Source organism: Hahella sp. CR1, assembly GCF_029813005.1.
Classification (GTDB): Bacteria; Pseudomonadota; Gammaproteobacteria; order Pseudomonadales; family Oleiphilaceae; genus Hahella.
On record NZ_JAPELK010000009.1, the window covers coordinates 225,850 to 245,546 of the forward strand.

Sequence of the window (19,697 nt, forward strand, 5' to 3'; positions counted from 1 at the left end):
CCTTTAGGCAAGCTTTTGATTCGTAAGGATTTAAGTGAGAGAAAGCATATGAAGACAGGTCTGTATCAACCAGGTGAGTTCAAAGATAACTGTGGTTTTGGTTTGATCGCCCATATGAATGGGCAAGCCAGCCATGATCTGCTGCGCACCGCTATTGAGTCCCTCACATGCATGACTCATCGAGGTGGTATCGCTGCGGATGGCAAAACCGGCGACGGTTGTGGGTTACTGATACAAAAGCCTGATTCCTTTCTTAGGGCGATAGCCAAAGAAAGCTTTAATATTGAGTTGGGCGCGAATTACGCGGTGGGCATGCTGTTCCTGAATCAGGACGAAGCCATGGCGAAAGCCGCCCGTGAGCGCTTGGAGTCCGCGCTGGCCGAACAAGGCGTGAAAACCGTCGGGTGGCGCCTGGTTCCTACGAATACGGAATGCCTGGGGCCTATGGCTCTGGATTGCCTTCCCGTTATAGAACAAATATTCGTTGAAGCCCCGAAGGGCATTAATGAGCACGAGTTTGCGGTCAAACTGTATATTGCCCGCAGGATGGCCGAGAACGCCTTGGCGGAAGATAAAGAGTTCTATATCTGTAGCTTGTCCAGCCAGGTGCTTTCTTATAAAGGGTTGATGATGCCCGTCGACCTGCCAAACTTTTATCTGGACCTTGGCGATTCGCGCCTGGAAACCGCTATTTGCGTGTTCCACCAGCGCTTTTCCACTAATACGGCTCCGCGTTGGCCGTTGGCGCAGCCTTTCCGGTATCTGGCTCACAATGGTGAGATCAACACTATCGACGGCAACCGTAACTGGGCGATGGCTCGCGCAAGCAAATTTAAATCCCCACACCTGCCTGACCTGGAAGCGCTGCAGCCGATTGTGAATCGCACTGGCTCAGATTCCTCTTCCATGGACAACATGCTGGAAGTCTTGCTGGCGGGTGGCGTTAATCTATTCCGCGCCGTGCGTATGATGATCCCGCCTGCATGGCAGAACGTGGACACCATGGACCCGGATTTGCGCGCGTTTTATGAATACAACTCCATGCACATGGAGCCTTGGGATGGTCCCGCCGGTGTGGTATTGACTGACGGTCGCTACGCGGTGTGTCTGCTGGATCGTAATGGATTGCGTCCTGCGCGCTGGGTTATCACCAAAAACGGCTACATTACGCTGGCCTCGGAAGTGGGCACTTATGGCTACAAGTCTGAGGATGTCGTCGCCAAGGGCCGTGTTGGCCCGGGTCAGATTTTGGCGGTGGACACCCATACCGGCGAAGTGCTGCATACTCAGGATGTGGATAACCGTCTGAAGTCGGCGCATCCCTACAAGAAGTGGCTGCGTGAAAACGCACTGCGTGTGGAAACCAAACTTAATCAGCAGACGCCTGAATTCACGCTGATGGAAAAGGAAAACCTGCATGAATACATGAAAATGTTCATGATTTCCTTTGAAGAGCGCGATCAGGTGCTACGTCCTCTGGCTGAATCCGGCCAGGAGGCGGTGGGCTCAATGGGTGACGATGCGCCGATGGCGGTGTTGTCCACTCGCATCCGTTCCGTTGCGGACTACTTCCGTCAGAAATTTGCCCAGGTGACCAACCCGCCGATCGATCCGTTGCGGGAAACCATCGTCATGTCTCTGGAGACCTGTTTGGGTGCGGAACGCAATGTATTCCAGGAAACGGCTCAGCATGCTAACCGGATTATCCTGAGTACGCCGGTGCTGTCGCCAGCCAAGTTCTTCCGAATCGCCAACCTGCAGCGTGAAGGTTTCTCTGTCGAGAAAATCAAGTTGTCGTACCGTCCAGAGTTAGGCCTCAAGCAAGCGATTGAAGCCGTGGCGGACCAGGCGGAAAACGCCGCGCGTAACGGCAGAGTGCTGGTGATACTGAGCGACAACTGCATTAATCAGGGCGAGCTGCCAATCAACGCCTTTATGGCGACAGGCGCTGTGCATCACCGTTTGGTGAACAAAGGTTTGCGTTGCGACGCCAATATCATCGTGGAAACCGCTTGGGCGAGAGATCCGCATCATTTCGCCGTGTTGTTTGGTTTCGGCGCCACGGCGGTTTATCCATACCTGTCTTATCAAGTGCTTAATGACCTGATTAATACCGGCGAAGTATTGATCGATCCTATCGAAGCCAAAAATAACTATCGGAAAGGCATTAACAAAGGTCTGTTGAAAATACTCTCCAAGATGGGGATCTCGACAATCGCCTCTTATCGCGGCGCGCAATTATTCGAGGCCGTGGGGCTGGCGGATGATATTGTTGACTTGTGCTTCTGCGGCGTTCCCAGCCGCATCCAGGGCGCCTCATTTTATGACTTCCAGGCGGAGCAGGCAGAGCTGGCTAAAATGGCCTGGGCCAAACGCAAGCCGATATTGCAGGGCGGTCTGCTGAAGTTCGTCCATGGCGGCGAATATCACGCCTATAACCCGGATGTGGTCGGCGCGCTGCAGAAGGCGGTGCGCGAAGGCGACTATGGCGTTTATCAGGAATATGCCTCCTATGTAAACGGCCGGGCGCCGATGACGCTGCGCGACCTCTTCAAAATCTCTGATAAGGTCAAGCCGATTTCGATAGACGAAGTCGAACCGCTGGAAAACATTCTTCCCCGGTTTGACTCCGCCGCCATGTCCATTGGCGCGCTGTCTCCTGAGGCGCACGAAGCGCTGGCGGTCGCGATGAACCGCTTGGGTGGGCGCTCCAACTCAGGCGAAGGTGGTGAAGATCCGGCTCGCTATGGGACGGAGAAGCGCTCCAAGATCAAGCAGGTGGCTTCAGGTCGCTTTGGCGTGACGCCGCACTATCTGGTCAGCGCGGATGTGCTGCAGATTAAAGTGGCGCAAGGCGCGAAGCCAGGCGAAGGCGGGCAGCTTCCTGGCGGTAAGGTTAACCAGTTAATCGCGCGCCTGCGTTATGCCGTCCCAGGCGTGACGCTGATTTCTCCGCCGCCGCATCATGATATCTACTCAATCGAAGATTTAGCGCAGCTGATTTTCGATTTGAAACAGGTGAATCCTGAGGCGCTGGTGTCGGTCAAGCTGGTGTCTGAACCGGGCGTTGGCACTATCGCCGCAGGTGTGGCCAAGGCCTACGCTGACCTGATCACGATTTCGGGGTACGACGGCGGCACGGGCGCCAGTCCGCTGACCTCTATCAAGTACGCCGGCTCTCCCTGGGAATTGGGCCTATCAGAAGCGCATCAGGCGTTGCGTGCGAATGATCTGCGCGGCAACGTGCGCCTGCAGACGGACGGTGGTCTGAAGACCGGTCTGGATGTGGTGAAAGCGGCCATTCTTGGTGCGGAAAGCTTCGGCTTCGGCACTGGGCCAATGGTGGCGTTGGGCTGTAAATACCTGCGGATTTGCCACTTGAACAACTGCGCCACGGGTGTTGCGACGCAGAATAAAGATCTGCGCGATAAACATTTCCAGGGCACGGTGGAAATGGCGATCAACTACTTCAAATTCGTCGCAACGGAAACTCGTGAGTGGATGGCCAAGCTGGGCGTTCGTTCTCTGGAAGAACTGGTTGGCCGCACGGACCTGCTGGAGATTTTACCGGGCGCGACGGCCAAGCAGCGCAATCTGGATTTGACGCCGATGCTGAGCAACGACGCAATACCTGCGGACAAGCCGCATACCTGCCAGTCCGAGCGCAATGCCCCATACGACAAAGGCCGTTTGGCGGAAGAAATGGTGCAGGCGGCGCTGCCAACCATCGAAGCCAAGAGTGGCGGTGAGTTTGAGTTTCGCGTCACCAACTGTGATCGCTCTATCGGCGCTCGCTTGTCCGGCGAGATCGCTAAGCGACACGGCAATCAGGGCATGGCGGATAACCCGCTGGTCTTCCGTTTGACTGGCACCGCTGGGCAAAGCTTCGGCGTGTGGAACGCTGGCGGTCTGCACATGTATCTGGAAGGCGACGCCAACGATTACGTGGGCAAAGGCATGACTGGCGGTAAATTGACTATACGTCCGCCCCAGAACAGCTCTTTTGCATCGCAGGAAACCTCTATCATCGGCAACACCTGCCTGTATGGCGCCACTGGCGGCAAGCTTTTCGCCGCGGGTGTGGCGGGCGAACGCTTTGGCGTGCGTAACTCCGGCGCCTATGCGGTGGTGGAAGGCGTGGGCGACCACTGCTGTGAATATATGACGGGTGGTATGGTGGCTGTGCTGGGGAAAACCGGTTACAACTTCGGCGCAGGCATGACTGGCGGCTTTGCTTATGTTCTCGACCAGGAGAACCGCTTCGTCGACCGCTATAACCATGAGCTGGTGGAGATTCACCGTATTACCAGCGAAGCGATGGAAGCGTACCGCAACTATCTGCGCGACGTGATCGACGAGCACGTTCGGGAAACCAGCAGCGCCTGGGCGGAAAACATGCTGGATAACTTCGATGACTATGTGGGGCGCTTCTGGTTGGTGAAACCCAAAGCCGCCAGCCTTGCTTCGTTGATGGACAGCACGCGGGCAAGGCCTGAGTAATAAATCGGGGCTGTTAAGTTTAGTCGGAGTTCCCGGCGTAATGAGGGTGGCGAGACTGCGCCTCGGGCGTTCGCGCCGCGCCGGGTCCAGAAACAGATTTTTTGTATACAGTTTAGAGGTTTAGACGCAATGGCGGAGAGACTGAGCAATAACTTTCAGTTCCTCGATGTGGGACGGCAAGATCCTGAAAAGGTTCCGGTTGGGCGTCGTAAGAAGCAGTTTAGAGAAATCTACAAGCCCTTTAAGGAAGAGGAAGTCAAAAACCAGGCGCACCGCTGTCTGGAGTGCGGCAACCCCTATTGCGAATGGAAATGCCCAGTGCATAACTACATTCCCAATTGGCTAAAGCTGGCGTCGGAAGGCAACATCATGGCGGCGGTTGAGCTCAGCCATCAGACTAATACGCTCCCTGAAGTCTGTGGCCGGGTATGCCCGCAAGACAGATTATGCGAAGGCGCCTGTACGCTGAATGATGGTTTCGGCGCCGTGACGATCGGCTCGACCGAGAAATATATTACAGATACAGCGCTGGCGTTGGGCTGGAAGCCGGATATGTCCAAGGTGGCCATGACCGATAAACGGGTCGCCATTATCGGCGCGGGTCCCGCTGGTTTAGGATGTGCGGATGTTTTGATCCGCAATGGCGTGAAGCCTGTCGTGTTCGACCGCTACCCGGAAATTGGCGGGTTGCTGACCTTCGGTATTCCAGAGTTCAAACTGGAAAAAGAGGTTATGGTGCGCCGCCGCAAACTGTTTGAAGAGATGGGCATCGAGTTCCGTCTGAACACGGATGTAGGGAAAGACGTGGCGTTTGCGGACTTGTTGAGTGAATTCGACGCCGTCTTCCTGGGAATGGGAACCTACAATTATATGAAAGGCGGTTTCCCAGGCGAGGAATTGCCCGGCGTTTATGACGCGCTGCCGTATCTGATATCCAACGTCAACCGTTGCCTGGGGTATGAAAAAGCGCCGGAAGACTTTGTCGACATGCAGGGCAAGCGAGTCGTTGTCCTTGGCGGCGGCGATACTGCAATGGATTGTAACCGGACGGCGATTCGTCAGAAGGCTAAATCGGTAACCTGCGCTTACCGTCGCGACGAGGCCAACATGCCTGGTTCACGTAAGGAAGTCGCCAACGCGAAAGAAGAGGGAGTCAAATTCCTGTTCAACCGTCAGCCCGTCGCCATCATCGGCGATGAGCGGGTAGAGGGCGTGAAAGTGGTGCAAACTCGCTTGGGTGAACCGGACGAAAATGGTCGTCGTCGTCCTGAAGTGGTGGCGGGAAGCGAAGAGATTCTGCCGGCGGACGCGGTGCTGATCGCATTTGGTTTCCGTCCCAGCCCTTCACCCTGGTTCCAGGAGTTTGGCATTGATGTCGATAACGGCGGACGAGTCATTGCGCCGGAACAGCAGCAATACAAATTCCAGACGACTAACCCGAAGGTGTTCTCCGGCGGAGACATGGTGCGCGGCTCTGACTTGGTGGTCACGGCTATCTGGGAAGGCAGACAGGCGGGAGAAGGCATTCTCGATTATCTGGAAGTATGACGCTGTGAAGTGATTGATTAACAATCAAAAAGCTTCAGACGTATAAAAAGGCATGGTTTTCCATGCCTTTTTTGTTGGGGGCGAACGTGGTATATGTGCTGCTCTCAAATTCTGGAACCCTGGAGACGTCATGTCAGAACTGAAGAATGATCGATTTTTGCGCGCATTGATGAGGCAGCCGGTGGACGTGACGCCGGTGTGGATGATGCGCCAGGCCGGACGTTACTTGCCTGAATATCGGGCTTCCAGGGCTCGTGCAGGCAGCTTCATGGACCTGTGTAAAAATGCGGAATTCGCCTGTGAAGTCACGCTTCAGCCACTGGAGCGTTTTGAGCTTGATGCGGCGATTCTTTTCTCTGACATCCTCACTATTCCTGACGCGATGGGGCTGGGCCTGTACTTCGAAACTGGAGAAGGTCCCCGTTTCAAAAAGACGGTAAGAACGGAAGCGGACGTCAACGCGCTGCATATGCCAGACGCGGACACAGATCTCGGCTATGTCATGAACGCCGTACGCACCATTCGCCGGGAGTTGAACGGTCGCGTTCCCCTGATCGGCTTTTCCGGCAGCCCTTGGACTCTGGCTACTTATATGGTGGAAGGAGGTTCAAGCAAGGACTTCCGTGAAATCAAGAAGCTCGCATACGGACAACCGGAATTGCTGCATTTGTTGCTGGATAAACTGGCGGATTCCGTAGCAGATTACCTGAATGCGCAAATTCGTGCGGGTGCGCAGGCTGTGCAGATTTTTGATACCTGGGGTGGCGCTCTGACTGCTGCGGGATACCTTGAATTTTCCCTGGCTTATATGAAAAAGATCGTGTCGAAGCTGCAGCGTGAGGCGGAGGGGCGTCCTGTACCGGTGATTCTGTTCACCAAAAATGGCGGCCAATGGCTGGAGCATATTGCAGATGCAGGCGCCGACGCGCTAGGACTCGACTGGACGACGGAAATCAGCGAGGCCAGAAGGCGAGTAGGCGACCGGGTTGCTTTGCAGGGCAATATGGACCCGGCTGCACTATATGCGCCTCCTGCTGCGATTCGGGATCAGGTTTCACGCATTCTGGCGAGCTTTGGTTCTGGCGAGGGGCATGTCTTCAATCTGGGGCATGGGATCACGCCGGATGTGGACCCAGAGCACGCGAAAGTCTTTATCGACGCCGTCCATGAGTTGAGCGCGCCTTATCATCAGAATGCCTGATTACGATTGGCGCTAGTGGAGTATTTGTAGGAATGGCGAAGAAACAGACCAGTTACGTCTGCACGGAATGCGGCGCGGATTACCGCAAATGGATGGGGCAGTGTATTCAATGCGGCGCCTGGAATACGGTCAGCGAGTTTCGTGAAAGCCGGGCGCCTGTCAAGAGCGCCGCCCGCAGCGGATTTACTGGGCAGCGGGCGCAACTACAGTCCTTGGAAGAGGTCGAACTGGTCGATCTTCCCCGCACTTCCACCCTGAGTCCCGAGTTTGACCGTGTGCTTGGAGGCGGTATTGTTCCCGGATCGGTCGTGCTGATCGGCGGTCATCCCGGCGCAGGCAAAAGTACGCTGCTACTGCAGACGACCTGTCGACTGGCGGAGCGACACAAGATCCTCTACGTGACCGGGGAAGAGTCCATTCAACAGATCGCCATGCGCGCACGCCGGCTGCAGCTTAACAGTCACGGTATGCAGGTGATGTCGGAGACGGACGTCGAAAGCGTTCTCGATACCGCGCGCGAGCAGCAGCCGAATATTCTTGTGATTGATAGTATTCAGGTCATGCATATGGCGGAGCTGCAATCCGCGCCCGGTAGTGTGGCGCAGGTGCGCGAAGCCGCTGCGGCGCTTACCCGTTACGCCAAGCAGTCCGGCGTCGCCTTGTTGATCGTCGGCCATGTCACGAAAGACGGCTCTTTGGCGGGGCCCAAAGTGCTTGAGCATATGATCGACGCCTCTATCATGCTGGAAGGTAACGAAGATAGCCGTTTCCGGACGTTGCGCGCGATCAAGAATCGTTTTGGAGCCGTGAATGAGTTAGGCGTTTTCGCCATGATGGAGACGGGGCTAAAGGACGTTAAAAATCCCAGTGCTATTTTTCTTAATCGCGAGGGACACACCGCTGCGGGCAGTATTGTGACCGTCGCCTGGGAAGGCACCCGACCACTGCTGGTGGAAATTCAGGCGCTGGTGGATCAAGGCTTTGGCGCGGCCCCCAGACGTTTGGCGATAGGTTCAGACCCTCAGCGTCTGGCTCTGCTATTGGCGGTCTTGCATCGCCACGGGGGCTTACACGTGGGGGATCAGGATGTGTTCATTAACGTGGTGGGCGGTGTGAAAATCGCTGAAACCAGTGCGGATTTGGCGGTATTGATGGCGATATCCTCAAGCTTCAAGGACCGAGCGGCGCCGAGTGATTGGGTGGTGTTTGGCGAGGTGGGGCTGTCAGGAGAGATCCGGCCGGTCAGCAGCGGGCAGGAGCGTATCGTCGAAGCGGCCAAACACGGCTTCACCAAGGCGATTGTTCCCAAGTCAAACGCACCCAAGAAAGCCCCTGAAGGCATGCAGGTGATTGGCGTTTCCCGTCTGCAGGAGGCGCTGGAGCTGCTGTAACGCGAGGGGCGTTACACTGTCTCAATCAGTGCGGCGAGTTCTCTTTCCAACAGATCGGAACTTCCCAGATTCAGTTCCACCAGGCGCCTCAGCGTAGAGGCGCTATCCAGATCCATGTGCTCGCAGGAAAACCCCAGGTGGCCTTTTTCTGCGTGGCGCAAATGTCCGTTGAAACTGATTAGATGCTCCGCTCCCAGGTTGACGCGAAGCTCAAACGGAGCGTTGGCGTCAGCATCACCCCAGTCTGCAGGCTCATGCACCAGTGCGCCGCGAAAAGAGATATCCAATAACTGACTGATCCAGCTGCGGTTGCTTTGTTGAATGGTCACCTCCGCATCGAATGATATACGCTGAAAACGGCGGCGATCGGAAGAAGTCGTGGGCGACATAGTTTTTATTCCCTGTAGCGATACCTAAACTATAGTCGCTACATGGGAGAACTTCACGTTGAGAGAGGCGGACGGGGCGTTGACCCCGTCCAGAAAGAAAGGCTATCAGGCCAGGCGCTTGTATTTCATGCGCTGGGGCACGGCGGCGCTTTCGCCGACGCGTTTCTTGTAGTCTTCGTCGTATTCGGAGAAGTTGCCTTCGAACCAAACCACTTCGCTGTCGCCTTCGAAAGCCAGGATGTGGGTGGCGATACGGTCAAGGAACCAGCGATCGTGCGAGATGACAATGGCGCAGCCAGGGAACGCCAGTAAGGCTTCCTCAAGCGCTCGTAAGGTCTCAACGTCCAGATCGTTGGTAGGTTCGTCCAGCAGCAATACGTTGCCGCCTTGTTTTAGCAGCTTGGCCAGGAATAAACGGTTGCGTTCACCGCCGGACAGCTCCTTGACCCGCTTTTGCTGTTCGCCGCCGCGGAAGTTGAAGCGGGATAGATAAGCGCGGGAAGGGGTGCGATAAGAACCCACTTCAATCATGTCCTGACCGTCGCTGACTTCTTCCCATACAGTTTTGCTGTCGTCCAGCTCCCGCATTTGTCCGACGTAGGAAAGCTGCACCGTGTCGCCAAGGCGGATAGCGCCAGACTCTGGTTGCTCCATGCCGGCGATCAGCTTGAATAACGTAGACTTGCCTGCGCCGTTGCCGCCGATGACGCCGACAATGCTACCCGGGGGCACATTGAAGTTAAGGTTATCGAATAGCAGTTTGTCGCCGAAACGTTTCTTGACGTCATTGACTTCAATGACGATATCCCCCAAGCGTGGTCCGGGCGGAATGTAAATCTCGTTAGTTTCGTTACGGGACTGGAAGTCTTGAGACGACAGCTCTTCAAAGCGGGCCAGACGCGCTTTACTCTTGGCGTGGCGGCCTTTGGGGTTGCTGCGCACCCAGTCCAGCTCTGACTTGATGGTCTTCTGGCGAGCGGCTTCAGTTCTCTCTTCCTGCTCAAGGCGTTTTTCTTTGGCTTCCAGCCACTGGCTGTAGTTGCCCTCGAAAGGAATGCCGCGACCGCGGTCCAGCTCCAGTATCCAGCCGGCGACATTGTCGAGGAAGTATCGGTCGTGGGTAATCGCTACGACGGTGCCGGGATATTCATGAAGGAAGCGTTCCAGCCAGGCGACGCTTTCTGCGTCCAAATGGTTGGTAGGTTCGTCCAGCAGCAGCATGTCTGGCTTGGATAGCAGCAGCTTACACAGAGCGACGCGGCGGCGCTCGCCTCCGGACAGGGTGCTTACCTGGGCGTCCCAGGGGGGGAGACGCAGCGCGTCGGCGGCGACTTCCAACGTGCGCTCAAGATTATGGCCGTCTGTAGTCTGCAACAGCGCTTCCAGCTTGGCCTGCTCTGCGGCCAGGGCGTCAAAGTCGGCGTCAGGCTCCGCATAGGCTGCGTATACTTCATCCAGGCGCGTCATTGCGTTTTTGATTTCTGCTACGGCTTCTTCGACGTTGCCGCGAACATCTTTGCTTTCATCCAGCTGCGGCTCCTGAGGCAGGTAGCCGACATTAATGCCGGGCTGCGGACGAGCTTCGCCGATAATGTCGGTATCCACGCCAGCCATAATGCGCAATAACGTGGACTTACCTGAGCCGTTCAGACCCAGAACGCCGATTTTGGCGCCAGGGAAGAAGCTGAGAGAGATGTCCTTAAGAATTTCTCGCTTCGGGGGGACCACTTTGCCCACCCGATTCATGGTGTACACGTACTGTGCCATGAGATTGAAACCTATATCTTTGATTTGATAGTGAAAACGAAAGCGTTCGCCCGCGTTAAGCCGTTTATGGAAATAATTCTGAGACTCCATCTGTCCTAACGAGTGACGGCTGGAAACTACGCGGGCCTGTCTGGACATTGGCGTAAAGTCCGGCCGCAAGCGTCTGGGCGAATGGAATGGTACTGTGAATGGCCGTTTAAGTTAGCTGAAATCGTTGTCTTTGGCAAACGGGCGGCGGTTTTGCTAGAGCTTTGACCCGCCTTCTCCGGCGCGCAGTAAAATGGGGTGAAGAGCAGGGGATAATCGATTAAAATAGCGGCTTTTCTCACCGCCGTACGCTGACTTCACGAAACTACGGTACTCACTTCCTAGAGATAGAGGCGACAGATGTTTACGCGTGACATGACCATTGCAAGTTTTGATCCTGATCTTTGGACCGCCATGCAAGGTGAAACCCAGCGTCAGGAAGAGCACATAGAACTGATTGCATCTGAAAACTACACCAGTCCACGCGTTATGGAAGCCCAGGGCTCCGCGCTTACCAACAAGTATGCGGAAGGTTATCCCAACAAGCGTTATTACGGCGGTTGTGAATATGTCGATGTGGTTGAGCAACTGGCTATCGACCGCGCTAAAGCGCTGTTCGGCGCAGATTACGCCAACGTACAGCCTCACTCAGGCTCTCAGGCGAACGCAGCGGTATACATGGCCCTGTGTAAACCTGGCGATGTGATCCTCGGTATGAGCCTGGCCCACGGCGGTCACCTGACTCACGGCGCCTCCGTCAGCTTCTCAGGTCGTATTTACAAAGCAGTGCAGTACGGCTTGAATCCAGAAACCGGTGAGATTGACTACGAAGAAGTCGCCAAGCTGGCGCGTGAGAATAAGCCCAAGATGATAGTGGCGGGTTTCTCCGCGTATTCCCGAGTTATCGATTGGGAACGCTTCCGCGCCATCGCGGACGAAGTCGGCGCATACTTGTTTGTCGATATGGCCCACATCGCCGGTCTGGTGGCGGCGGGCGTATATCCCAGCCCAGTGCAGATCGCCGACGTCACTACGACCACGACTCACAAAACATTAGGCGGTCCCCGCGGCGGTCTGATTCTCGCCAAAGCCAACGAAGAGCTGGAAAAGAAACTGAACTTCGCTGTCTTCCCTGAAAGCCAGGGCGGCCCTTTGATGCATGTTATTGCTGCGAAAGCGGTTTGCTTCAAAGAAGCGATGACTGATGAATTCAAGCAATATCAGGCGCAAGTAGTTAAAAACGCCCAAGTTATGGCTGAAACTTTTATTCAGCGCGGATATGACATTGTTTCCGGCGGTACGGACGACCATTTGTTCCTGGTTGACCTGATCAAGAAAGATATCACTGGGAAAGATGCTGATGCGGCATTGGGGCGCGCCAACATCACAGTGAATAAAAACGCAGTGCCTAATGATCCTCGCTCTCCATTCGTCACCAGCGGCTTACGCATCGGTACGCCTGCCATCACCCGTCGCGGCATGGGCGAAGCGGAAGCCAAAGAGCTGACTGGCTGGATCTGCGACGTTCTGGACGATATCGAAAACGAAGAGACTATCCAGCGCGTTAAGCTGCAAGTACTGGAGCTGTGCAAACGTTTCCCGGTATACAAAGGATAAATAAAGCGCTCCCTGCGGGGAGCATTTGCTTTTCTGGACACAGGATTTTGGTGATATATGCATTGCCCGTTTTGCAGCGCTGCGGACACAAAGGTAATTGACTCCCGCTTGGTCGCCGATGGCAGCCAGGTGCGCCGCCGCCGCGAGTGCGTCTCTTGCTCTGAACGCTTTACTACCTACGAAGCGGCGGAGCTGGTGATGCCCAGAGTCGTGAAACAAGACGGCACCCGTGAGCCTTTTGACGAAGATAAGCTGCGGGCGGGCTTCCTGAAAGCATTGGAAAAGCGCCCGGTGAGCATGGAGGAAATCGAAGCGGCTGTAGACCGTATTAAATTTCGTCTGCGCGCCACCGGAGAACGGGAACTGAACTCCAGAGTCATCGGGGAAGAAGTTATGGCGGAGCTGCGCGAACTGGATCAGGTCGCTTTCGTCCGTTTTGCTTCGGTCTATCGCAGGTTCCAGGACTTGGATGAGTTTCGCGCTGAGATTGACAAACTCTCCAGAGATGCAGCCACGCCCATGATGTCGGAAAAAGCGTCTAATAAAGACGACGTCACTTCCAAGTAATGGCTATTTCCTCGCAAGACTATGCATTCATGGCGCGCGCGCTGCGATTGGCCGAGCGTGGTTTATACACCACAGATCCCAATCCCAGAGTGGGCTGTGTCTTGGTGAAAAATGGCGAGATTGTCGGCGAAGGTTGGCATGAACGCGCCGGTGAAGGGCACGCGGAGGTCAATGCATTGCGGGCAGCTGGCGACTCCGCAAGAGGCGCAGACTGTTATGTCACGCTGGAGCCATGCAGTCACCATGGGCGTACGCCGCCTTGCGCTGAAGCGCTGGTTAAGGCTGGCGTGCGGCGGGTCGTCGCGGCCATGGAAGATCCTAATCCAAGTGTCGCCGGCAAAGGACTGGCTCTACTGCGAAATGCAGGTATTGAAGCCCATGCCGGATGTATGGCTGCGGAAGCGGATGAGCTTAATATTGGCTTCTTTCAGCGTATGCGCGCGGGTCGTCCCTGGGTGCGGGTAAAAGTCGCAAGCAGTCTGGATGGAAGGTCTGCGTTGCTTAATGGCGTCAGTAAATGGATTACTGGCGGCGCCGCGAGAGAAGACGTGCAAAAACTGCGCGCCCGCAGCTCTGCGATCATTACGGGGATCGGCACAGTGATCGCGGATGACCCTTCACTGAATGTTCGCAGTCAGGAGCTGGAACGGGCCTGTAATGGTAAGTTGAGGCAACCTTTGCGGGTGGTGTTGGACTCCCAGTTGAGATTTCCAGCCGATAGCAAAATGCTCAAACTGTCAGGAAAAATATTGCTGGTTACATGCGCTGACGTTCCTGAAAGTTGGCTCGCGCAGCGGCGGAATTGCGAGGCTGACTTTGAGGTGCTGAAGCTCACGGGCGAGAATGGGCGAGTCGATCTTACCGCTTTGCTCTCTGCTTTGGCGGCCAGAGAGTGCAATGAAGTGCTGGTTGAAGCGGGCGCCAACCTGGCGGGCGCTTTTGTCGCACAAGGGCTTGCGGATGAGATTTGGACTTATATTGCTCCCAAGTTAATGGGGGAGGGGCGTTCAGCATTCGCTTTGCCGTGTTTCGATCAAATGGATCAGGTTATATCTTTGAAGTTAAACGAAGTCCGTCAGGTCGGCGACGATGTGCGCATGATCTGGAGGAAGGAGTGACATGTTTACCGGATTGGTAGAAGAAGTGGGCGTAGTGAACGCCATCCGCCAACAGAGCGGCGATTGGGTGCTGGAAATCGGCGCCACCGGAGGTTTCATGGAGGACGTTCGTCTGGGCGATAGTATCGCGGTAAACGGAGTGTGCCTGACGGTGACGTCAATGAGCGGCAAAGGGTTCCGCGCGGATGTGTCGCGGGAAACGTCCGCGCATACGTCTATTGCCGCATGGCGTTCAGGCGTAAAGGTGAATCTGGAAAAAGCCATGCAGTTGAGCGCGCGTCTGGGTGGTCATCTGGTGTCGGGGCATGTCGATGGCGTTGGTGAACTGATTTCAAAACAGGAGGATGCGCGCTCTCTACGCTTATCAATCCGAGCGCCGGAAGATTTGTTGCGCTATATCGCCGCCAAAGGGTCTATCACTGTCGATGGCGTTAGCCTGACGGTTAATGATATCGCCGGATCTGAAATGAGCCTGAATATTGTGCCCCACACAGCGCGTGCGACAACTCTGGGGGGGCTGAAGACCGGAAGTCTGGTGCACTTGGAAGTGGACCTCCTTGCCCGTTATACCGAGCGACTACTGTTTTGCGCTTCCGCTGAAAAGAGCGACGCGAAGACGTCTACAATAAGTAAAGAATTTCTGGCGCAACATGGCTTTTATAAATCATAAAAGCCGCATGCGCTGAAAGCAGATGTGAGTACGATATTTGAGGCTGAGTATGCAGCTTAACAGCGTAGAAGAACTGATTCAGGACATCCGTCAAGGCAAAATGGTTATTTTGATGGATGATGAGGATCGCGAAAACGAAGGCGATCTTATCATGGCTGCGGAGATGGTGCGTCCGGAAGACATCAACTTCATGGCGAAGCACGCTCGGGGTTTGATTTGTCTCCCCATGACCCGGGAACGTTGCCAGTATCTTGGCTTGAATCCCATGGTGAACGCCAATAATGCGCAATTCGCTACAGCGTTCACTGTGTCCATCGAAGCGGCGGAGGGCGTAACTACCGGTATTTCCGCTGCAGATCGCGCGCATACAATTAGAGTCGCCGTAGGACGTAACACCAAACCGACGGATTTGGTGCAGCCAGGCCATATATTTCCTCTCACCGCCCAGCCTGGTGGCGTGCTGAGTCGTGCGGGTCATACTGAAGCGGGCTGTGATTTGGCGCGTTTGGCCGGATGCGAACCCGCGGCTGTAATCGTCGAGATCATGAATGAAGACGGCACTATGGCGCGTCGCCCGGAGCTGGAGGCGTTCGCTCGCGAGCACGGTCTTAAAATCGGCACTATCGCTGACCTGATACATTATCGCGCCACAACAGAGCAGACCATTGAGCGTCTGGAGGAAAACGAGCTGCCGACAGAATACGGCGCCTTCAAGTTGGTGACATATAAAGACACGATTCAGGAAAATATCCATTTGGCGCTGGTGATGGGCGAGCCAAGTCCTGATAGACCTGTGCTGGTTCGCGTTCACTTCGCCGACGTATTGAAAGATTTGTTTGGCGCCATACGCCCGGGTTCTGAGAGCTGGCCCATTGGTAAAGCGCTGGCGAAGGTGGCTGAAGAAGGCGAGGGAGTGGTGATTCTGCTGGACAGTGAAAGTGGCGAGCAGGATATCAGCGAAAGAGTCCATGATTTCTTTAAGCCCAAGAAAAAGCGGTCGGGCAATGTTTCTCCGGTTTCCGGAGCGTATCTGACTATAGGTACGGGGTCCCAGATATTGAGGGACCTCGGCGTCGGTAAAATGCGCGTCATGAGCGCGCCGATGAAGTTCAGCGCGTTGTCTGGTTTTGACCTCGAAGTTGTGGAATATGTTCCGTTTTGTGGCGAAGCCGAGTCAACGAATTAGAGTTAAGTTTGGAGAGAAGATATGACGGTCAAAGTGGTAGAAGGCGATTTCTTGCAAGGGGCGTCCGCGAAATACGCCATTGTCGTAGGGAGATTTAACAGCTTTGTAGTGGAGAGCTTGCTGGAAGGCGCACTGGACGCTTTGCGTCGTCATGGCGTTGCGGAAAGTCAAATCACTGTTTATAGAGCGCCTGGCGCTTTTGAAATTCCTTTGCTGGCTCAGCAAGTTGCCGCACGCACCAAACCGGATGCGGTAATTGCTTTGGGCGCGGTGATCCGTGGCGGTACGCCTCATTTTGAGTATGTCGCAGGCGAGTGCGCCAAAGGGCTGGGTCAGGTCTCCCTGCAGGCGGGCATTCCTGTCGCATTCGGTGTGCTGACTGTGGACAGCATTGAGCAAGCCATCGAGCGCTCAGGCACCAAAGCCGGCAACAAAGGGGCGGAAGCCGCGCTGTCAGCGTTGGAAATGGTCGGACTACTTCAGCAGGTAGGTGAATAAGTGAGCGAACAACCGTCTTCAGGGCGCCCCATGTCCAAGGCGATGGAGAAGCGCCGCGCCGCCCGTAAACTGGCGCTGCAGGCGCTTTACCAATGGCGCGTCGCCGGCGCCTCCATTTCTCAGATCGAAGCGGAATTCGCTGTGGATAACGATCTGCAACAAGTGGACAGGGATTTGTTCAAGGCGGTTTTATATGGCGTCCCCTCCAGTGTGAGTGAGCTTGATGCGCTATTACAGCCATTCGTTGACCGCAAACTGACGGATGTGGATCCGGTGGAATTGAGCTTGATCCGTATGGGAGCTTTCGAGTTGCGCTCGCGTATCGAAGTGCCCTATCGCGTGGTGATAAACGAAGCCGTTGAGCTGGCCAAGCAGTTTGGCGGAACGGATGGGCATAAGTTCGTCAACAGTGTTCTGGATAAGCTGGCCCCGCAATTGCGTCAGGCGGAAGTGGCCGCCGCCAAAAACAAGAAAAAGTAAATTGAGCGGATACGTCAGGTAGAGCGGCTAATGGGCGAGTTCGAACTAATATCGCGCTACTTTCATGCGCCTTTCGCGAACTTTCCAGGTGCTGAGCGGCGGATTGAGACCGGAATTGGGGATGATTGCGCCGTTTTAGCTCCTCTGAGTGGTCGTCTCGTGATTTCTACTGATACCTGCGTATCTGGCGTCCACTTTCCGGTGGATGCATCTGCGGAAATGGTCGCCGCCCGCAGCCTTGGCTCCAGCGTTAGTGATTTAGCGGCGATGGGCGCTGAGCCTGTCGGGTTTACTCTGGCGTTAACTCTGCCGATTATCAATGAGGACTGGCTGCAGGGGTTTGGCTCTCGGTTGTTTGAGTCCGCCTTGGCTTGGAAGATTCCTCTCATTGGTGGGGATACGACGAAAGGGCCTCTTGCTGTTACCTTGACGGTGTTTGGACGTGTTCAAGATCATTGCCTATATCGTCACGGAGCCTCGCCCGGAGAGGATGTCTGGGTTTCCGGGGCTCTCGGTGACGCCGCCGCCGCTTTGTCTTTATTAGGGCGGCCGCATGCCTCTTTAACGCCTTTGGAGCGCCAGCTATACCAGCGCTATGAAAGTCCGCAGCCTCGTATAAAGCTGGGAAGGGAGTTGCAGGGAATTGCGACCGCGGCCATTGATATTTCCGACGGGCTGGTAGCGGACTTGTCACATATCTGTTCCGCCTCAAATTGCGGCGCGCTGATAGAAGAAGATGAGATACCACTGTCCTCCGCTTTACTGGCGGCTTTCTCAAAAGAAGACGCATTGGGCTTCGCCCTTCAGGGCGGGGATGACTATGAACTCTGCTTTACTGCGCCACAATCTGCGCGTGAACTTATTCAATCATTATCCGCTGATGTGGCGTTGAGCCGTATCGGAAGCTTGCGAAGGGAGTCGGGGGTCGCATTGCGAAGGCATGGAGAAGAGGTAAAGCTGGCGCCGAGGGGCGGATATGACCACTTTAAAGAGAACTCTGTATCGTGACTTTGACTACGCGCGCTGAATCCTCCTTTACACCGTCCGTTATTGCGACGCTGAAGTCGCCGACTCATTTGCTTGCCGCTGGTTTGGGGTCTGGCTTGGCTCCTTGGGCGCCAGGAACCTTTGGGTCCGCGTTGGCGGTGCTCATTTACATGGCCTCTTTGGCGCACTTGGGACCATGGCTGCAATTGTCGGTTATCTTTGTGTCAGCGATCTTGGGCGTTTACTTGTGTGGTAGAACCGCTAGCGACTGGGGGGTGCACGACCACAAGGCTATTGTGTGGGACGAGTTTGTCGGGCAATGGATAGCGTTGTTTTTGTTACCCTGGAATAGTGTGTTCATCCTGCTGGCTTTTGTTTATTTTCGGCTATTTGATATCTGGAAGCCGTGGCCTATTCGATGGTGCGATCGTCATATCCATGGGGGGAAAGGAATCATGCTCGACGACCTGCTGGCTGGCGTCATGGCGTTGGCGGCGACGCAACTGACGATCTACTGCGCCGCGTTGTTTTAGCGCCTCAATAGATTCTATGCGCTCTCATCACCCTGGCGGCTTGGCTTTCGCCAGGCAGAAGCTGGGCGACTTTCAGGAAGCGGCGCAATCCCTCTTCTGCGCGTTCTTTAGCGGCGTAAGGTCCGCTATCAAAGCCTTCCCGTGTAGAAAAATACCACTTGTCGCCGACAGCGAAGAAGCGGTCGCTGCGAAACGGCGTCAAGCCGTCTTCACCTCTTCTGTTGGTAGTATCCATATTAAAGTCCCTCTTCTGCATAGATATAGTGTTGTTATCGTTTGATTAAAAAGTGGCACAACTTATTAAATTAGGCAAATGGGTTAGCCTATGCGTTATTTTGTTAGCTTAATAAGTGGCGCTACGAGGTTGCATAAGCCCTTCCGCCGTATGACAATTGAGCCCGTTTTATGAAAGCTCCTAAAGCTTCTTACGAAATAAAAGTTAAAGAGGATGATATGAAGGTTATTTGGTCCTGGCTCCGGTCGTCGCTTGTAGTGGCGTTAGCAATCGCCATTAGTGCGTGTGGAACGACGCGAGCGATTAAAACCTATGATGGTCAAACCCTGGGCGATGGCCAAGTGGCTAAAGTCATGGCTCCCGCTGAAATAGAGCTGCTTGAAATCGACGGCGTCTCGCAAAAAAACTTTCTCTTTGAAAACATTGATTTAACCTACGATATTTTGCCTGGTCAGCGGACGCTTGTTTACCGCTATACCAGTATCTGGGCTAAGCCAAGAGAGAATGATGACAGTGATGCGGAGCACGTAGACAAGGTTTTGTCTGACCGTCTTCAAGTCACGGTAGACATGCAGCCTGGACAAGTTTACACATTCGGATTCAACAAGCCTGATTCCAAGAGAGAGGCCGAAGCTTTTGTAAAATCGCCTAAAATTGCTCTAGTGGATAGCGCCAATAGAACAGTAGCCAATAGCGGCCCCTACCAGGCTGTTGCTGTCGCTGCTACTCAGCCAACGGTGACACAACCTTCGGCTGTAGGAGCTGTCAGGGCTAACTCGGCAGTAGTGGCTTCAGTGCAGCCAGTCCAGAGCGGTCAAGTGTCTAATAATGTTGCCGTATCACCATCAGACGCTGGCATTTCCCGTATTGAGGCTTTAAAAGTGCTCTGGGAAAAGGCGTCGGCTGAAGAGAAGAAACAATTTCTTCACTGGGCCTTTAAGTAGCGCCTTCTTCCCCCGAAGGCTTGCTCTGTGAGACTTCGG

General features: G+C 54.9%; 17 protein-coding genes. 14 read left to right on the forward strand and 3 right to left on the reverse strand.

Translation table 11 applies throughout. The annotated features are described in order from the left end of the window. The first annotated feature begins 48 nt into the window (after positions 1 to 48). The 4 genes from gltB to radA all read left to right on the forward strand — a co-directional run bounded on the left by gltB (position 49) and on the right by radA (position 8,640). A complete protein-coding gene (gltB, locus tag ONV78_RS21600; protein ID WP_279506287.1) occupies positions 49 to 4,500 on the forward strand; it encodes a glutamate synthase large subunit in 4,452 nt (1,483 codons plus the stop codon). Positions 4,501 to 4,629: 129 nt separating this feature from the next. After that, positions 4,630 to 6,048: an FAD-dependent oxidoreductase gene (locus ONV78_RS21605; protein WP_279506289.1), complete on the forward strand. Its 1,419-nt coding sequence runs from the start codon at positions 4,630 to 4,632 to the stop codon at positions 6,046 to 6,048. 130 nt (positions 6,049 to 6,178) lie between these two features. Continuing rightward, entirely contained in the window at positions 6,179 to 7,249 is a 1,071-nt protein-coding gene (gene hemE, locus ONV78_RS21610; RefSeq protein ID WP_216738685.1) for a uroporphyrinogen decarboxylase, read from the forward strand. A 32-nt stretch (positions 7,250 to 7,281) separates the two neighbouring features. Then, on the forward strand, positions 7,282 to 8,640 hold the full coding sequence (gene radA, locus ONV78_RS21615) for a DNA repair protein RadA (protein WP_216738686.1): 1,359 nt from the start codon (positions 7,282 to 7,284) through the stop codon (positions 8,638 to 8,640). Between the two features lie 11 nt (positions 8,641 to 8,651). On the opposite strand, the gene ONV78_RS21620 is transcribed toward radA, so the two are convergent. After that, on the reverse strand, positions 8,652 to 9,029 hold the full coding sequence (locus ONV78_RS21620; RefSeq protein WP_127973450.1) for a PilZ domain-containing protein: 378 nt from the start codon (positions 9,027 to 9,029) through the stop codon (positions 8,652 to 8,654). 105 nt (positions 9,030 to 9,134) lie between these two features. Continuing rightward, positions 9,135 to 10,796, reverse strand: coding sequence for an energy-dependent translational throttle protein EttA (gene ettA / locus ONV78_RS21625; RefSeq protein WP_216738687.1), 1,662 nt, complete (start codon positions 10,794 to 10,796; stop codon positions 9,135 to 9,137). 387 nt (positions 10,797 to 11,183) lie between these two features. On the opposite strand from ettA, the gene glyA reads away from it, so the two are divergent. Genes glyA through ONV78_RS21670 form a run of 9 tightly spaced genes read left to right on the forward strand, consistent with a single transcriptional unit; the run spans position 11,184 to position 18,479 of the window. Further along, positions 11,184 to 12,440 (forward strand): serine hydroxymethyltransferase, encoded by a 1,257-nt coding sequence (glyA, locus tag ONV78_RS21630; RefSeq protein WP_279506291.1) that lies wholly within the window; start codon positions 11,184 to 11,186, stop codon positions 12,438 to 12,440. A 57-nt stretch (positions 12,441 to 12,497) separates the two neighbouring features. After that, on the forward strand, positions 12,498 to 13,007 hold the full coding sequence (gene nrdR, locus ONV78_RS21635; RefSeq protein ID WP_216738689.1) for a transcriptional regulator NrdR: 510 nt from the start codon (positions 12,498 to 12,500) through the stop codon (positions 13,005 to 13,007). Beyond that, positions 13,007 to 14,125 carry a bifunctional diaminohydroxyphosphoribosylaminopyrimidine deaminase/5-amino-6-(5-phosphoribosylamino)uracil reductase RibD gene (gene ribD / locus ONV78_RS21640; protein ID WP_279506294.1) on the forward strand — a complete coding sequence of 373 codons (1,119 nt, stop codon included), beginning with the start codon at positions 13,007 to 13,009 and terminating at the stop codon, positions 14,123 to 14,125. The genes nrdR and ribD overlap by 1 nt, the downstream gene beginning before the upstream one ends. A 1-nt stretch (position 14,126) precedes the next feature. Further along, positions 14,127 to 14,795, forward strand: coding sequence for a riboflavin synthase (locus ONV78_RS21645; RefSeq protein WP_279506295.1), 669 nt, complete (start codon positions 14,127 to 14,129; stop codon positions 14,793 to 14,795). A 49-nt stretch (positions 14,796 to 14,844) separates the two neighbouring features. Further along, positions 14,845 to 15,981 carry a bifunctional 3,4-dihydroxy-2-butanone-4-phosphate synthase/GTP cyclohydrolase II gene (gene ribBA, locus ONV78_RS21650; RefSeq protein ID WP_216738692.1) on the forward strand — a complete coding sequence of 379 codons (1,137 nt, stop codon included), beginning with the start codon at positions 14,845 to 14,847 and terminating at the stop codon, positions 15,979 to 15,981. A 21-nt stretch (positions 15,982 to 16,002) separates the two neighbouring features. Further along, complete coding sequence (ribE, locus tag ONV78_RS21655; protein ID WP_127973443.1) at positions 16,003 to 16,479, forward strand: 6,7-dimethyl-8-ribityllumazine synthase; 477 nt, start codon at positions 16,003 to 16,005, stop codon at positions 16,477 to 16,479. A gap of 30 nt (positions 16,480 to 16,509) precedes the next feature. Continuing rightward, positions 16,510 to 16,959: a transcription antitermination factor NusB gene (gene nusB, locus ONV78_RS21660; protein ID WP_216738700.1), complete on the forward strand. Its 450-nt coding sequence runs from the start codon at positions 16,510 to 16,512 to the stop codon at positions 16,957 to 16,959. Positions 16,960 to 16,989: 30 nt separating this feature from the next. Next, positions 16,990 to 17,967: a thiamine-phosphate kinase gene (gene thiL / locus ONV78_RS21665; protein ID WP_279506298.1), complete on the forward strand. Its 978-nt coding sequence runs from the start codon at positions 16,990 to 16,992 to the stop codon at positions 17,965 to 17,967. Further along, the gene (locus tag ONV78_RS21670; RefSeq protein ID WP_279506300.1) at positions 17,964 to 18,479 is read left to right on the forward strand and encodes a phosphatidylglycerophosphatase A; all 516 of its coding nucleotides are present in this window, start codon (positions 17,964 to 17,966) and stop codon (positions 18,477 to 18,479) included. Before thiL ends, ONV78_RS21670 begins: the two co-directional genes overlap by 4 nt. Positions 18,480 to 18,483: 4 nt before the next feature. Here the strand turns inward: ONV78_RS21670 and ONV78_RS21675 are convergent, their stop codons facing one another. Continuing rightward, positions 18,484 to 18,714 carry a DUF6316 family protein gene (locus ONV78_RS21675; protein WP_127973440.1) on the reverse strand — a complete coding sequence of 77 codons (231 nt, stop codon included), beginning with the start codon at positions 18,712 to 18,714 and terminating at the stop codon, positions 18,484 to 18,486. 170 nt (positions 18,715 to 18,884) lie between these two features. Here ONV78_RS21675 and ONV78_RS21680 point away from each other — a divergent pair, with 170 nt between their 5' ends. Beyond that, entirely contained in the window at positions 18,885 to 19,658 is a 774-nt protein-coding gene (locus ONV78_RS21680; protein WP_279506304.1) for a DUF2057 domain-containing protein, read from the forward strand. Positions 19,659 to 19,697: the final 39 nt, after the last annotated feature.

Excerpts from the sequence above, each read along its gene's own strand:
- nrdR (WP_216738689.1), top strand. The coding sequence starts at position 12,498 with ATGCATTGCCCGTTTTGCAGCGCTGCGGACACAAAGGTAATTGACTCC.
- ribD (WP_279506294.1), top strand. The coding sequence starts at position 13,007 with ATGGCTATTTCCTCGCAAGACTATGCATTCATGGCGCGCGCGCTGCGA.
- ONV78_RS21675 (WP_127973440.1), bottom strand. The coding sequence starts at position 18,714 with ATGGATACTACCAACAGAAGAGGTGAAGACGGCTTGACGCCGTTTCGC.
- ribE (WP_127973443.1), top strand. The coding sequence starts at position 16,003 with ATGACGGTCAAAGTGGTAGAAGGCGATTTCTTGCAAGGGGCGTCCGCG.
- hemE (WP_216738685.1), top strand. The coding sequence starts at position 6,179 with ATGTCAGAACTGAAGAATGATCGATTTTTGCGCGCATTGATGAGGCAG.
- ettA (WP_216738687.1), bottom strand. The coding sequence starts at position 10,796 with ATGGCACAGTACGTGTACACCATGAATCGGGTGGGCAAAGTGGTCCCC.
- nusB (WP_216738700.1), top strand. The coding sequence starts at position 16,510 with ATGTCCAAGGCGATGGAGAAGCGCCGCGCCGCCCGTAAACTGGCGCTG.
- ONV78_RS21645 (WP_279506295.1), top strand. The coding sequence starts at position 14,127 with ATGTTTACCGGATTGGTAGAAGAAGTGGGCGTAGTGAACGCCATCCGC.
- ONV78_RS21605 (WP_279506289.1), top strand. The coding sequence starts at position 4,630 with ATGGCGGAGAGACTGAGCAATAACTTTCAGTTCCTCGATGTGGGACGG.
- glyA (WP_279506291.1), top strand. The coding sequence starts at position 11,184 with ATGTTTACGCGTGACATGACCATTGCAAGTTTTGATCCTGATCTTTGG.
- thiL (WP_279506298.1), top strand. The coding sequence starts at position 16,990 with ATGGGCGAGTTCGAACTAATATCGCGCTACTTTCATGCGCCTTTCGCG.
- ONV78_RS21680 (WP_279506304.1), top strand. The coding sequence starts at position 18,885 with ATGAAAGCTCCTAAAGCTTCTTACGAAATAAAAGTTAAAGAGGATGAT.
- gltB (WP_279506287.1), top strand. The coding sequence starts at position 49 with ATGAAGACAGGTCTGTATCAACCAGGTGAGTTCAAAGATAACTGTGGT.
- radA (WP_216738686.1), top strand. The coding sequence starts at position 7,282 with ATGGCGAAGAAACAGACCAGTTACGTCTGCACGGAATGCGGCGCGGAT.
- ONV78_RS21620 (WP_127973450.1), bottom strand. The coding sequence starts at position 9,029 with ATGTCGCCCACGACTTCTTCCGATCGCCGCCGTTTTCAGCGTATATCA.
- ribBA (WP_216738692.1), top strand. The coding sequence starts at position 14,845 with ATGCAGCTTAACAGCGTAGAAGAACTGATTCAGGACATCCGTCAAGGC.